Raw genomic sequence first — 14,980 nt, 5'->3', positions numbered from 1 at the left:
TGGTACTCAGTTATCAATCCATAAAAATGATTGAATTCTCCGATTTCTTTTTAGTAAAAGTTGAAAGTTTATACGTAAAACTAAACATGAAGTATTGTTGTAATACTAAAGTATTAGTATCCTGAACATAATCACTAGCTACAGTTCGTCTTGTACCTATTACTTGATTGAGAATATCATAGGCTTTAACTTTAAAATTAGCCTTATCATTTGCAAACGAGTAACCTAAGCTACCTATTAGAATCAAGGAATCATCATCAAACCCAGCTTCTATATTCCCAAACTTATTATACTCACCTCTTAGCCCAAAAGTGACCTTTTTAGGCCAGTATGTAGTTAGGTCGATTGATACTTGTTGATTAGTAAAATCTTGCTCTTGAAATGGCGCGTTATCAAATTTAGTTTTATTAAAACTAGGATCATAGGACAATTTTACGTCCAATAAATCATCGATATCATAACTCACATATACTCTAGGGTTAATTCTTGTACTTTTTGTAGTAAATAGGATATTCTGTGTAAAACCTTTGTTCTCATCATAACCTACATCTAGACCTGATCCTACTTTAATTTTTGAATTGTCTTTTTTCCAACTTTTGCTGTAACTCACATAAACATATGAATTAAACACACCATCAACATTGGTATAAGTTGTCGTCCTAATCAGATTTTCATCTGTTATGGTACTTGCTACAACTCTATCGTTTACAAAGTTTAAAGATCCACCGGCATATAATCCAGATTGCTCTTTCCAGTTATAATCGCTATAGTAGAAATTCACACGATTATTTTTTATAGCATTCAAATCCGGATTACCTATTATAATGTTTTGAGGGTTTGTTCTATCTTCAGCAGGCTGTAATTGATTTGCTGCTGGTAGACTAATATCATTCCTAAAGCTCAAACTTAGATAACCATTTTCTCCAAAACTTTTAGTAATCCTGGCGTTCAAATAAGGGTTAGTAAATTCTTTTTCAAAGTCAAATGATCTAAGACCATCATTATTATCTAAACTTTGTCGTATAAAACCTGTAGAAAGATTCAATCTGTATTTGCCCAACTTATATCTTCCTCCTAATACGGCCCGTTGTTCCAAGGTATTAATTTCCTGATCAGTACTTTGTGCTTGATTAAATAAATTCGTACCCGAATCTCTATCAAATACGCTTCGTATATTTTCCTGATTTTGATTCCTATAGGTATACTCAGTAAAAAAGCTTAATGAGTCATGAACCTTATAATTAATCTTGGGTGCTATTCTATATGACCTAATGTTATTTTCCTGATCAATTAGTTGATTTTGGATTTCAGTGCTAGGTGAAGATCCAAAAGTATTCCTTGTACTATTAAAATCATTGAGATTGTCAGAATTATTCAAGGATAAATTACCACTAGCTGAAAAACTCCATTTTTTGCCTAAAGTTCCTCTAAAAACATAAAAGTTCCCACTGAAATTTGTTGACTCAGAATCGTCGGAGCTTAAAGTTTCCACGTCATTAATTATACTTCCGTCGGGATTTGATGCAATTGAATTGCTACTGGAATTACTTTGATTTTGACTCGAATTAAATTCAGGTGTAAAAGTTATAGTCGTTAGAGTATCTGGCCTAACCTTTAATTCTGCACGCATTCTGTGATTAAAACCGTCTGATCTAGAATCATTTGAGGAATTATTGATAAAACTACGATCAGGTAAAAAGGTTTCTCTTCTCGATTGGGTGGCGCTTATCGTTTCACTGCCTCCGTAAAAATAATTTGCACTTAATTCTACCTTCTTACCCCAGTCATTAGAAATATTGATTCCGCCACTTTGACTAGTAGTAATACCATCACCACTACCACCGAAGTTGAATCCATTAACACCAAAGGAACCGTTTGAACTTCTGGATATTGAGAATGCCTGACTTCCCATTGCATCAAACACTTCATCAAAGCTAAAACCAGGTGAATTTATATTGTTACCAGCTCCTAGTACACTGATACGAAGATCCTTGTTAAAATAATTAGCAATACCACTCAAGGAGTATCGTTCATCAGTTCCAGCGCCAGCAGTGAATCTAGAGAAAAAACCTTTGTTCTTATCTTCGGCAATGACAACGTTAATTTCTGCCTCATTGTTATCACTTTTCTCTTTGAGAATTTTTTGTTCTTCTGTCTTAGATTCAGTTACTTGAATTTTATCAATAATCTCCTTAGGTAAATTCTTAAGTGCAATTTTGGGATCACTCCCAAAAAACTCTTTTCCGTTTACTAATAATTTATTGACCTTTTTACCATTTACCTTTATGGTGCCATCTTTATCTATTTCTACACCTGGTAATTTTTCTAGTAAATCCTCTAGTGTAGCGTTTTCTTTTGATTTGAATGATCCAGCATTAAACTCTAAAGTATCTTGTTTAATTCGAATGGGGGCAGCTTTGGCATTTACAAGCACACCTTCCAATTCTTCTACTTGATTACTTAAAGATATTTTTCCTAAATCTATTTCCCGGTTATCCTTTATAAAGAGCTCTTTTCTAAACTCTTTATACCCTTGATACGAGGCGTAAAATACTAGACTATCGACACTTGTGTTACCACTTATAGTAAATGCGCCATTTTCATCAGTTATCGAGTAGGCAATTAAGGTAGCGTCTTTTTTAGCTTCAGCAAATACGGTTGCACTTTGTAAACCTGTATTTGACAAGGAGTCCAATACAACTCCTTTAATTTCTATTTTTTGGGCAAATAGAACTGCACTGGTCATCAATACCAGCGTAAATAGCAAATTTTTCATGATTGGTTAGTTTCATAGCAAATGTAATTTACAAACGAAAACTAATTCAAACTATTGCCCTTTTATTTTTTTCTCATGTAAACGCTTACTGGAACTCCTGTAAAATCAAAATGTTCTCTCAACTGATTTTCCAGATATCTTTTGTAAGGCTCTCTTACATATTGTGGTAAATTACAAAAGAAGGCAAATTGGGGTTGTGGAGTTGGTAATTGGGTTACGAACTTGATTTTAACATATTTCCCTTTGGTTGAAGGCGGTGGTCTGTTCTCAATGATAGGCAACATAACCTCATTAAGTTTGCTTGTTTTTATTTTCTTTGACCTGTTTTTATAGACCTCTACAGCTGTTTCAATCGCTTTGTAAATTCTCTGTTTGTTTAAAACCGACATAAAAACAATAGGAACATCAGTAAAAGGTTCCATCTCACGGCGAATTTGAGCTTCAAAATCTCGCATCGTATTGGTTTCCTTTTCTACAAGGTCCCATTTATTCACCAGAATAACTATCCCTTTTCTATTACGTTCTGCAAGCCAAAAAATATTTTGAACCTGACCGTCAAATCCTCTTGTTGCGTCTAAAACGAGTAAACAAACATCACAATGCTCTATAGCCCTTACACTACGCATAACGCTATAAAACTCAAGATCTTCCTTAACCTTCTTTTTACGTCGTATTCCAGCAGTATCTACTAGATTAAACTCAAAACCAAATCTATTATATTTTGTATCAATAGAATCACGAGTTGTTCCTGCGATATCAGTTACTATATAACGATCTTCACCTATTAGAGCGTTAATAAAGGATGATTTACCAGCATTTGGTCTACCTACAACGGCAAAACGAGGTAATTCTTCCTCTTCAATTTCTTCCTTTTCTGGCAACTTTTCAACTACAGCATCTAGTAAATCACCTGTACCACTTCCATTTATACTAGAGATATTGAAATAATCACCTAGACCTAAATTGTAAAATTCATACGCATCTTGAATGCGCTGTACGTTGTCTACTTTATTTACTACAAGAAATATAGGTTTTGTAACTTTTCTAAGAATTTTTGCAACATCCTCATCCATGCTGGTAATTCCATCTTCCGCATCTACCATAAAAATGACCGCATCAGCCTCATCAATTGCAAGCTCTACCTGTTTATCAATTTCCGCTTCAAAAACATCGTCGCTACCTATTACATATCCACCTGTATCAATTACAGAAAACTCACGGCCATTCCAGTCGGTTTTACCATAATGCCTGTCGCGAGTCACACCACTTACGGCATCGGTAATGGCTTCTCTACGCTGTATTAATCTATTAAAAAAGGTAGATTTTCCTACATTCGGTCTTCCTACAATCGCAACTATACTCATCTCTTGTTTTTAGCATTTGCAAAGGTACTCATTTTAATAGAGTAACCTATTAGTATGAAAAGGTATACCTGCTTAAATGTAGTATGATTTGTTTTTAAAAAAAGGATAATTTGAATTACGCTTTCGCGAAAGCGTAAAAAGCTTCATACTTATTTTTTACGATCAATCACATAATCTACCATCATGCGTAAAGATTGTTTGTACTCAGAATCTGGATAAGTGTTTAAAATCTCCAAAGCTGCATTCTTGTATTGATACATAGCTTTAATGGCATAATCCAGACCGCCATGATCTTTGACAAATTGAATCACTTCTCTTACTCTTTTTTTATCCCGGTTGTGGCGTTTAACCGAATTGATAAGCCATTTACGCTTGTCTGCACTACAAGTATTTAATGTGTAAATGAGTGGCAAGGTCATCTTTTGTTCTTTAATATCGATTCCCGTAGGTTTCCCTATACGCTCGTTCCCATAATCAAAGAGGTCGTCCTTGATTTGAAAAGCAGTTCCTATAAGTTCACCAAACTTGAGCATTTTCTCAACATGGTCGCTTGATGGGGCTACTGCACATGCTCCTAGACTACAACATGCAGCTATTAAGGTAGCGGTTTTCTTTTTAATTATATCGTAATAAACCTCTTCGGTAATATCAAGACGTCTTGCTTTTTCAATCTGTAAGAGCTCGCCCTCACTCATCTCTCTCACAGCTACACTGATTATTTTAAGCAAATCAAAATCCTCGTTATCAATACTCAATAACAATCCTTTGCTCAGTAAATAATCACCTACTAGAACTGCAATTTTATTTTTCCACAGAGCATTTACTGAAAAGAAACCACGTCTTTTCAGGCTATCATCCACCACATCATCATGAACTAGCGTTGCGGTATGAATAAGTTCGATTACCGCGGCACCTCTATAAGTGCGTTCGTTTACTTGTCCACCACCTATCATCTTGGCCACTAGAAAAACAAACATGGGTCTCATTTGTTTCCCTTTACGGTTTACAATAAAATGAGTAATCCTATTGAGCAATGGAATACGAGATGCCATAGAAAGTCTGAACTTTTGCTCAAAAAGTTCCATTTCATGACCTATGGGTTGTTTAATTTGCTCAACAATCTTCATGGGATGCAAAAATATTAAGAAAAGCTCTAATTAATTTATAGAATTCATAAAAGTGAACTTTTGTTTTTACAGATTATCCTATGAAATGACATTTAATCTAAAATAAAATTTGTTTAATGTTTTTTAACGTTAAGTCAGTTAAAAATGAACCCGTTTCTCAATTAAAGTTCCTATTTTTAACGATTATTAATAAAACTTAACTCATGAAAAAAATTACTCTATTAACCTTATTATTGTTAAGCGCAATTGGTTTTTCACAATCCGATTGTTCAAACGCCTTACCAATATCATTAACTTCTAACAACACAGTTACCGCCTATGGAACTACAGTAGCTACTCCTGACTGTACAGGATATACAGCACAATCAACGGGATCTGCTTGGTTTTCTTATACAGCTACTGCAAATGGTGTGCTCAATTTAAGTTCAGATTTAGCTGCAAACAATAACGTAGATACTCAAGTCTCAGTATATTCGGGATCATGTTCAAGTTTAGTTTGTGAAGGTTTTACCGATGATGTGAGCTACCCATCTAACCTTACTTCAACTGGATCATTTAATGTTACAAGTGGGACAACTTATTATATTGCTTGGGAAGACAGATGGTCTTCTACGGTTCCATTTGATTTTACTGCTAGTTTTGTTCCTGTAACTGGTCCGCCTAATTCAGTAACTACGCCAACTCCTGCTGACATGGCAACAAATGTAACTATTGATACAGCAGATAATAACAACGATGGTGCTGCTGATAATGCAGTTCAACTTACTTGGGTTCCTTCAACTACAGGCTCTCCAGCAACTGAATATGATATCCTATACGGTACTGACCCTGCTGCTTTGAATAATCTTACTCAAGCAACTACTTTTACAGGAACTAGCGTAAGAATTACAGGAAATAACTTTAACACCACTTATTATTGGTCGATCGTCGCTATCAATGGAAGCGGTAGTTCAACCAATAACCCAGTTTGGTCTTTTACAACTGAAACTCCTTCTGGAACTCCTCCAACAAATGCGATTGGACCAACACCTGCGGATGGCGCTGTAAATGTAACAGTAGACACTACTGATGGAAACAACGACGGAAATCCAGATAATGCCGTAGACATAAGTTGGATGCAAGATCCTAGTGGTCAACAACCAACTGCATATACAATAAGATTAGGTGATAGTCCTACTACTTTAAACGATTTGACTACTACATTCACCAATACTGCTGCTAGATTTCTGAGTTTAACTGGGAACACAACTTATTACTGGCAGGTTGTACCAACAAACAATGGTGTAGAAGCATTAAATCAACCTGTATGGTCTTTTACAACTGAAAATGTCGCTTCAGTTGAAGATAAAGACGCTAACTTTTTTACAATCAGTCCTAACCCTGCACAAAATTTCTTAGAAATTGAAAGTGAATTAGTTATAAATAATATTGAAATATTCAATGCATTAGGACAAAATTTAATGAAAGATGTAACATTAAATGATTCAACACTAGATATATCTAAACTGAATTCTGGTTTCTACATTATTAAAGCTTCAAGTGATAATGGATCTCAATCAATCAAATTCATCAAAAAATAACTAATACTATTTGTATTTTTAAAGCGCTCTTTAAAAGGGCGCTTTTTTTATATCTATGAAATATTCCTACATTACCGTTTTAATCTTAGTAATCTCCTTAATTTCTTGCAATCAAGACGATAATCAAATTTTAAAACCAGCTCTTAATCAAGCTATCACAGTATATGAAAACGATCATTTTGAGGATGATTATATTTTAATAACGCCCATGAGACAAGACACGACCTATCTAATAGATCGAACTGGTAAATTACAACAGTCGTGGTCAAATGAAGGTGACGAAGTTCTCATGGCTTATTTGATGAAAGACGGTTCCGTATTAAGAAGTATATTCACGAATGCGGATAATGGAATTAATATTCCTGGTAAAACTGGAAAATTACAAATTATAGATAAAAATAACGCACTAGTTTGGGAATGGCATTTAGATAATTCAACTCAAGCTCTTCATCATGACATAGCGCTATTACCCAATGGTAATATTCTAGCAAGTGTTTGGGAAGTTATAGATTTTAATATGTGCGTGGAAGCTGGAAGAGATCCAAATAAACTGTTTGACAACAGGTTAGTTATTGATAAAGTAATTGAAATACAACCAGTAGGAAATAATCAGGCTAATATCATTTGGGAATGGTCATTATGGGACCACATAATCCAAGACTTTGATGTGAATCGAAGCAACTATGGCAATATCGCAGACCATCCTGAGTTATTTGATGTAAATCTTGGTGCTGGAGGAGAAAATTATACACACGTGAATAGTCTTAATTATATCACCGAATTTGATCAAATAATAATTAACAGTCGCACTTTGAATGAATTCTTTATAATTGATCACAGTACTAGTACCGAAGAGGCCAGGACTAGCTTAGGTGGAAATTATGGCAAAGGAGGCGATATATTATTTAGATGGGGAAATCCTGTAAACTTTAAGACAGGAAATAGTAATGATAGAAAAATAACAGGACAACACGACGCTTCATTTTTCAAGAGTAATGGACAATTCGAAAATTTTCTGGTTTTTGATAATCTGGATAATGTTGAATATTCAACAGTCAAGGCAATAAACGTAAATATTTCTGAAATCGGCAATTATCCAAACGTTCTAGACATCGGTAACATACCATCAAATGTAAGTTGGGAGTATTCTTCTAATTCTATTTTGTCAAAACTAACTTCAGGATGTCAAAGACTAAGAAATGGAAACATATTAATAACTAGCACAGCCGGTAATATTATCAGAGAAGTGACGATGGACAAAAGAGTTGTTTGGGAATATGATTTTAATCAAGAAAGCACGGATGAGCAAGATTTTAAAATGTACTCTAACGGTTTTAAAACACGGAGTTTAAGTATAAACTACTCCGGAATTCAATCCTTAAATCTTGAGAATTAATTATTCCTTATTAGCCAATTGTCCACAGGCGGCATCAATATCCTTACCTCGACTACGACGTACGTTAACAACTATTCCATTAGCTTCAAGTGTCTTTTCATACATATTTAAAGCTTGTTGTGAGGCTTGCTCAAATCTTGGATCATCAATACTATTGTATTCTATTATATTCACCTTACAAGGTATTATTTTGCAATAATTGACTAATGCATCAACATCTTCTTTTTGATCATTAATACCTTTCCACACAACATATTCGTAAGTAACCTTGGTTCCTGTTTTATTGTACCAATATTTTAAAGAGTCTGCAATATCTGCAAGAGGAAACTGTTCGTTAAAAGGCATTATCTGTGTCCTTTTTTCATCGATTGCACTGTGCAAGGAGAGTGCTAGATTGAATTTAGGCTGATCATCAGCCAGCTTTTTAATCATCTTTGGAATACCACTAGTTGATAAAGTAATCCGTTTAGGTGACATACCTAAACCTTCGTCTCCGGTTATTTTTTCAATAGACTTAAGAACATTATTATAATTCATTAATGGTTCTCCCATACCCATAAACACGATATTGGATAAAGGTCTATTATTATAAATTCTACTTTGTTTATCTATAGCTACTACCTGATCATAAATTTCATCAGGATTAAGGTTACGCATTCTTTTCAATCTTGCAGTAGCGCAAAATTCACAATTAAGACTACAACCAACCTGAGAAGAAACACAAGCTGTTGTTCTCGTAGGTGTAGGTATCATTACAGATTCCACTACTAGACCATCATGTAATTTGACCGCATTTTTTATAGTTCCATCATTACTGCGCTGCATGTGGTCAACCTTAATATGATTGATGATAAAATGCTCATCCATAAAGGCTCTAGTAGACTTGGATAGATTTGTCATTTCATCAAATGTGTGAGCCCCTTTTTTCCATAACCATTCATACACTTGGTTACCTCTAAAAGCTTTTTCACCATTCTCTTCAAAGAACTTTCTTAACTCCTCTTTGGTATAAGACCTTATATCTCTTTTTTTTATCATAACAAAAACGTCTTGCAAAGGTACAATTTGCAAGACGTTTATATTGCTTAATTACGTTTGATACGTTACTTCTTTATAAGCTTTCGCGTAAGCGTAGTATCATTTACTTCAACACTTAAAAAATACATACCATTAGAAAGACTTGATAAATCTAATGTTGAGCTATTATCGTCTAAAGGACCTGTTTTTATTAATTTACCAGACAGGTTATATAACGAATAACTAGATTTCTGAGAAAATTCTATCGTGAATAGTCCAGAAGAAGGATTTGGGTATATTTTCAGGGCTTCTTCTAAAGAATCATCTACACTACTGGTATCGGTAACATTAAATTTAGTTGTTTCACTAGCGCCAAATTGGCCACCTGTTGTTATAACAACACCTGTATCTGTAGTAAGATTATAGCTTCCCACACCAAATGAACAACAAATCCCGTCACTTTGTGAATCATTTATAGTAAAAGTGTAACACTCACCTTGCACTATAGGAATAGTACGACTATAAGTTGTAGCGTTTGCTGGAAGCGATCCTCTTGCTCCACTTGCAACTATAGCTCCAGAACTATCTAAACATTCCCATGAAGTTTCATTGGCATAATTATCCGTAGTAATATTAAACGTTACAAAGTTGTTTGCCACAAATGATTGAGATGAATCTCTCGTGAAATTTGCTATGACTGAATTATTGGACACATTTGGATCTGTTGAATTATTGGGATTAATTAAATTAACAAACAAATTATTACTTCCTGAATTTAATGTAAAACTAGGTAAAGAAACTACAGCCGTTGCATTTTGACTAAGGTTTCCTGTCCAACTAATAGTCGTATTACCTCCGTTATTAAAATTATAAACTATATCGACACTTGTCAACGGTTGTGTACCGGCATTACGTATAACAACATCTGGTGTAATGGTAGATCCACAAACCACCTGAGGCGCATTTTGCAAACTAACCGCAGCATCAATTGGAAACTGATTAATTGGAGGATATTGATCGAGTGTAACTGCACCAGTCCCATTTGGATCTAACCAATCACGTAATCGTGTAGATGCTGTTGTACCCTGATCCCACGCAACGCCAAATCTTCCATATATATCAAATCCACCGTTATCATTTGTTCCTACACACGCGGCAGATCCACCTGAAAGAACACCAATAACTCTACCATCTTGATCAAATAATGGTGAACCCGAAGAACCTCTCTCGGTTACACCTAAATCCCAGTCTGCAATTCTCCACATTTGAGCATTACCATTACCATTGAATGAAGTTGAAGTTCTCGTTGCTCCTTGATCGTCTCGACATGCCTTTTGTATATCACCACTAGGATGATGAACACCAAAATTTAATTGAGGAGTTGCGGTTGTAGATCGGTTCCAACCGTTCCAAACTACATCTGGCGGATTGGTAGAATTAAAGAAACCAGCATCTGTAATTCTAACTAAAGTAGTATCACTACCCGAGTTATTCATAAGTAATGTCGCTCCTACAGCAGTCTGATCAAAACCTCCGTTACCACTATTTGCAGTAGTTCCACAAGATGGATTATCACTACGCCAATTAAATCTGTAAGACCAACTTGATACTTGATTACCACAGTGATTTGCCGTTAAGAATAATGGTTCTCCATTTTGAGCTGTATTGTTGACTAGGGAACCAGTACAAACTCCAGAATTCCCAACTACCATCATAGCTACACTTTTCTTAACATCTTCCTTTTTCTGATTAACGTTAAAAGGATCGGCACCTGGTGGTGTTATATCACAATCAACATCTTGATTGCAGGATCCCGAGTCATTTAAAGCTTTTGCGTCTGGTGATTCTCCTATTGTTCTATAACCGTGAACTACGTTTGCGATTTCCAAAATAGATTGACCTACAACGTCTGATGGTTCATACAACTCAACCCAAACATCATCACTTTTAACTGGCCAAATCCCAATTGCGTCATTAGGATTATTTTGTAAATAAGTAAGTTCCTTTGTCCTATCCGATTGGTCATAGGCTGCAACAAATAACCTGGCGCCTTTTGCTAACTTGTACCAATCAAAAAATAAATTTATCGTTTTTGCACCTGGTGACTGAATTCTAACGCGCCATACCCGATCACCATTTGATAGATTAATATACTCACCATGAGTACCTGGGTCTATATTAGTGGCAAAATCATATCCAAATCGCCAAGGTGTACTTTTATCTAAATCATTTTTGGCATCTTCTTTAGCTAGTTTTTTAAAAGGAACACCAGTAAAAGATTCGATATTAGCCTGATAACTTCCTTCATAACTCCAAGAAAAAGGTTTTGACGAATCTTGTGCGTGACTAAACAAACTGAATATAAACACAGTTATTAATGAAAGGGGAAAATTTTTCATACTATTATTTAAAGAGGTCTTAAAAATATAATAATCAAGCTAATTATTCCGTGATAAAACGAAAAACCAGCCTTATAGGCTGGTTTTTAAGTAAATTCTTATAATTTTTATCGATTAATCAATGATTAACATTGCATCACCGTAGGTACTAAATCTGTAACCTTCTTTTAATGCAATATCATAAGCTTCCTTTAAAAAGTCATAACCAGCAAAAGCAGCCGCCTGCATCATTAAAGTAGATTTAGGAGGATGAAAGTTGGTTATCATAGCTGTTGCAATACTAAAATCATACGGTGGAAAAATAAATTTACTTGTCCAACCGTCGTATGTATTAAGGTGACCATCACTACTCACAGAACTTTCTAGTGTGCGCATAGTTGTTGTCCCAACAGCAACAACATTACGTTTATTATCGATAGCTTCATTTACAGCATCACAGGTAGCTTGTGAAATAAACGCCTGCTCGCTATCCATTTTATGCTTTGAAAGATCCTCGACCTCAACAGGAGCAAATGTACCTAATCCAATATGCATGGTAACATTTGCTACGTCAATACCTTTAATCTCCATGCGCTTCAACAAATGCTTAGAAAAGTGAAGACCAGCTACAGGCGCTGCTACAGCACCTTCATTTTGTGCAAAGATCGTTTGGTAACGTTCTTCATCGTTTTCCTCTACATCACGCTCCAGTTCTCTAGGTAATGGTGTTTCTCCTAGATCTTTTAATTTCTTTCTAAATTCTTCATAGGTACCATCAAACAAAAATCTCAATGTTCTACCACGACTAGTAGTATTATCAATTACCTCAGCGACTAGACTATCATCCTCAGTAAAGTATAATTTATTACCTATTCTAATTTTACGAGCAGGATCTACTAGCACGTCCCAAAGTTTGGTAGTAGGATTAAGTTCACGCAACAAGAAAACCTCTATACGAGCACCTGTTTTCTCCTTATTACCGTATAATCTTGCAGGAAACACCTTTGTATCGTTCATTACAAAGACATCCTTTTCATCAAAATAATCGATTACATCCTTAAAAAGTTTATGTTCTATCTTTCCAGATTTTCTGTGCAAGACCATGAGTTTAGACTCATCTCTATTTTCTTCAGGGTATTGTGCAATACGATCCTGTGGTAGATTATAACCGAAATTCGATAACTTCATTTAACTAATTTTGAATTTAATACAAATATACAATTTCGAGACAGGCCTTGTCAAGCAAAATAACTCTTAAATTTCTGTAATCGACACATTTATTGATTTTAGATGCTCATAATAGTCTGGGTAACTCTTTGTGACTACCATTGGATCATTAATTTGAACGTCAGTAAACTTACACAATGGAGCAAATGAAAGTGCCATTCTATGATCGTGATAAGTATCAACTACAAAATCATGTAACAATTTACTGTTGTGAGGCAGAATGAGTTTTATAGAATCGGATGTGGTGGTAATTACGCTTTCGCGAAAGCGTGATCCCACTTCCTTCATTGCTTCTACCCTATCTGTTTCTTTAATTTTAAGAGTGTGTAATCCTGTGAGTTCAACATTTATACCTAAACCTAAACAGGTTACAAAAATAGTTTGCGCCTGATCAGGCTGCTCTGTTAAATCAAAATGAAGTTGTTGATCTATCGTATCTGAGGTCTTAGTTAAAACTAGTTTATTCCCTTCAAAACTAGTCTCTACTCCAAATTTTTTATAAATATCCTGTAGTTTACTATCACCTTGCATAGAATCGCTGTAGAAGGATTCCAAGGAAATTTTATACCCAATGTTTTGAAAAGCGACCCAAGTATACCAATATCCAGTGCTACTCCAATCTGATTCGACTGTCTGAGATAGTTTATCAATGTTTTTTATAGGTTGAATACTTATTTTTTCAACATTATCATCAAAATTCTCGTCCCATTGGATATTACACCCTATTTTCTTTAAAATAGACAAGGTCATTTCTATATAAGGTCTAGAGGTAACCTCACCTATAAGTTCGATTTCAAGACCTTTTTCTAATACTGGTGCAATTAAGCATAAAGCAGTTATATATTGACTACTTACATTTGCTTGTAAGGTTACTGTTCCTCCTTTCAGTTTCTTTCCTGTAATTTCAAGAGGTGGATATCCTTCCTTATTTAGATACGTAATTTGAGCTCCAATAGATTGTAATGCGTTAACCAAAATTCCTATTGGTCTCTCTTTCATACGATCACTACCTGTAATCACTACCGACTTACCTGCTTGAGAAGCGAATAACGCAGTTCCAAAACGCATAGCCGTTCCCGCATGACCTATGTCTAGAATATGATCTGTAGAATCTAGTGCCTTTTTTAAATAACGTGTATCATCACTATTTGATAGGTTATTTAAAACGAGATCACTAAACAAGGATTGTAAAATCAACCATCTATTACTCTCGCTTTTTGATCCTGTAATTTTGAATAATTTATCAGTATCTGGATGGTCGCATTTATGTAACTTAAATGCTATCATTTTAATTTTTCATTATTATGATGCCTATCGTGATCTCTTTCAGTCTTTATTTTTAGTTTTTTATTGAAGGCATCTTCTAGATCAGTACCGGTTTGGTTTGCAAGACATAGTACAACAAACAGAACATCTGCAAGTTCCTCACCTAGATCCTTGTTTTTATCACTTTCCTTCTCACTTTGTTCACCGTATCGTCTAGCAATTATTCTAGCTACTTCACCTACTTCCTCAGTAAGTTGAGCCATATTGGTAAGTTCATTAAAATATCGAACACCGTGATTTTTAATCCACTCATCTACTTGCTGTTGTGATTGTTTAATTGACATGGTTATTTATTTTTACTATCTATTACTATTGTCACTGGGCCATCATTTATTAAGCTTACTCTCATGTCGGCGCCAAAGACTCCAGATTTTATAGGTGATGTTTTAAAGTTCGCTTTCGCGAAAGCGGAATTATCCACATCAGAATAATACGCTTCCTCCAATTCTTTTTTAAAACTTTCATATAACGGTATCGCTACATCGGGTCTTGCTGCGTTAATAAAACTGGGGCGATTCCCTTTTTTTGTAGATGCATAAAGTGTGAACTGGGATATCACCAAAACTTCACCAATTGTGTCAAGAAGGCTTAAATTCATCTTACCGTCGCCATCTGAGAAAATACGCATATTAAGAATTTTCTTTACTAAATATTCAATATCCTCTTGAGTATCTAATTTTGTTATTCCTAAAAATATGAGTAAACCTTTACCTATCTCATTATGAACTTCATTATTGATAGTAACGCTAGCATGATCAACACGTTGTAATACAGCTTTCATAATAGGAA

General features: G+C 34.9%; 11 protein-coding genes. 2 read left to right on the top strand and 9 right to left on the bottom strand.

The genetic code is table 11. The features are described from left to right. Positions 1-13 precede the first annotated feature (13 nt). The 3 genes from BST93_RS03200 to BST93_RS03190 form a co-directional block, all read right to left on the bottom strand. A complete protein-coding gene (locus BST93_RS03200) occupies positions 14-2,776 on the bottom strand; it encodes an outer membrane beta-barrel protein (protein WP_105018049.1) in 2,763 nt (920 codons plus the stop codon). Between the two features lie 62 nt (positions 2,777-2,838). Next, positions 2,839-4,140: a ribosome biogenesis GTPase Der gene (der, locus tag BST93_RS03195; protein ID WP_105018048.1), complete on the bottom strand. Its 1,302-nt coding sequence runs from the start codon at positions 4,138-4,140 to the stop codon at positions 2,839-2,841. 149 nt (positions 4,141-4,289) lie between these two features. Further along, complete coding sequence (locus BST93_RS03190; RefSeq protein ID WP_105018047.1) at positions 4,290-5,267, bottom strand: polyprenyl synthetase family protein; 978 nt, start codon at positions 5,265-5,267, stop codon at positions 4,290-4,292. Positions 5,268-5,470: 203 nt separating this feature from the next. Here BST93_RS03190 and BST93_RS03185 point away from each other — a divergent pair, with 203 nt between their 5' ends. Both BST93_RS03185 and BST93_RS03180 read left to right on the top strand, forming a co-directional pair. Continuing rightward, positions 5,471-6,847 carry a T9SS type A sorting domain-containing protein gene (locus tag BST93_RS03185; protein WP_105018046.1) on the top strand — a complete coding sequence of 459 codons (1,377 nt, stop codon included), beginning with the start codon at positions 5,471-5,473 and terminating at the stop codon, positions 6,845-6,847. Between the two features lie 55 nt (positions 6,848-6,902). Continuing rightward, positions 6,903-8,243, top strand: coding sequence for an aryl-sulfate sulfotransferase (locus BST93_RS03180; RefSeq protein WP_105018045.1), 1,341 nt, complete (start codon positions 6,903-6,905; stop codon positions 8,241-8,243). Here the strand turns inward: BST93_RS03180 and rlmN are convergent, their stop codons facing one another. From rlmN to dtd, 6 genes are all read right to left on the bottom strand, one after another. Further along, positions 8,244-9,281, bottom strand: coding sequence for a dual-specificity RNA methyltransferase RlmN (gene rlmN / locus BST93_RS03175; protein WP_105018044.1), 1,038 nt, complete (start codon positions 9,279-9,281; stop codon positions 8,244-8,246). 65 nt (positions 9,282-9,346) lie between these two features. Continuing rightward, positions 9,347-11,659, bottom strand: coding sequence for a T9SS type A sorting domain-containing protein (locus tag BST93_RS03170; RefSeq protein WP_105018043.1), 2,313 nt, complete (start codon positions 11,657-11,659; stop codon positions 9,347-9,349). A 114-nt stretch (positions 11,660-11,773) separates the two neighbouring features. Next, positions 11,774-12,826, bottom strand: coding sequence for a tRNA preQ1(34) S-adenosylmethionine ribosyltransferase-isomerase QueA (gene queA, locus BST93_RS03165; protein WP_042279579.1), 1,053 nt, complete (start codon positions 12,824-12,826; stop codon positions 11,774-11,776). Between the two features lie 66 nt (positions 12,827-12,892). Continuing rightward, complete coding sequence (locus tag BST93_RS03160) at positions 12,893-14,152, bottom strand: 3-phosphoshikimate 1-carboxyvinyltransferase (protein WP_105018042.1); 1,260 nt, start codon at positions 14,150-14,152, stop codon at positions 12,893-12,895. Beyond that, complete coding sequence (locus BST93_RS03155; RefSeq protein ID WP_042279574.1) at positions 14,149-14,475, bottom strand: nucleotide pyrophosphohydrolase; 327 nt, start codon at positions 14,473-14,475, stop codon at positions 14,149-14,151. Before BST93_RS03155 ends, BST93_RS03160 begins: the two co-directional genes overlap by 4 nt. Before the next feature lie 2 nt (positions 14,476-14,477). Then, complete coding sequence (gene dtd / locus BST93_RS03150) at positions 14,478-14,972, bottom strand: D-aminoacyl-tRNA deacylase (RefSeq protein ID WP_105018041.1); 495 nt, start codon at positions 14,970-14,972, stop codon at positions 14,478-14,480. Positions 14,973-14,980: the final 8 nt, after the last annotated feature.

The sequence above is a fragment of the Nonlabens tegetincola genome (genome assembly GCF_002954355.1).
GTDB lineage: Bacteria > Bacteroidota > Bacteroidia > Flavobacteriales > Flavobacteriaceae > Nonlabens > Nonlabens tegetincola.
The sequence above is the reverse complement of the archived record's forward strand: the minus strand, read 5'-3'. Positions and strand labels throughout refer to the sequence as shown.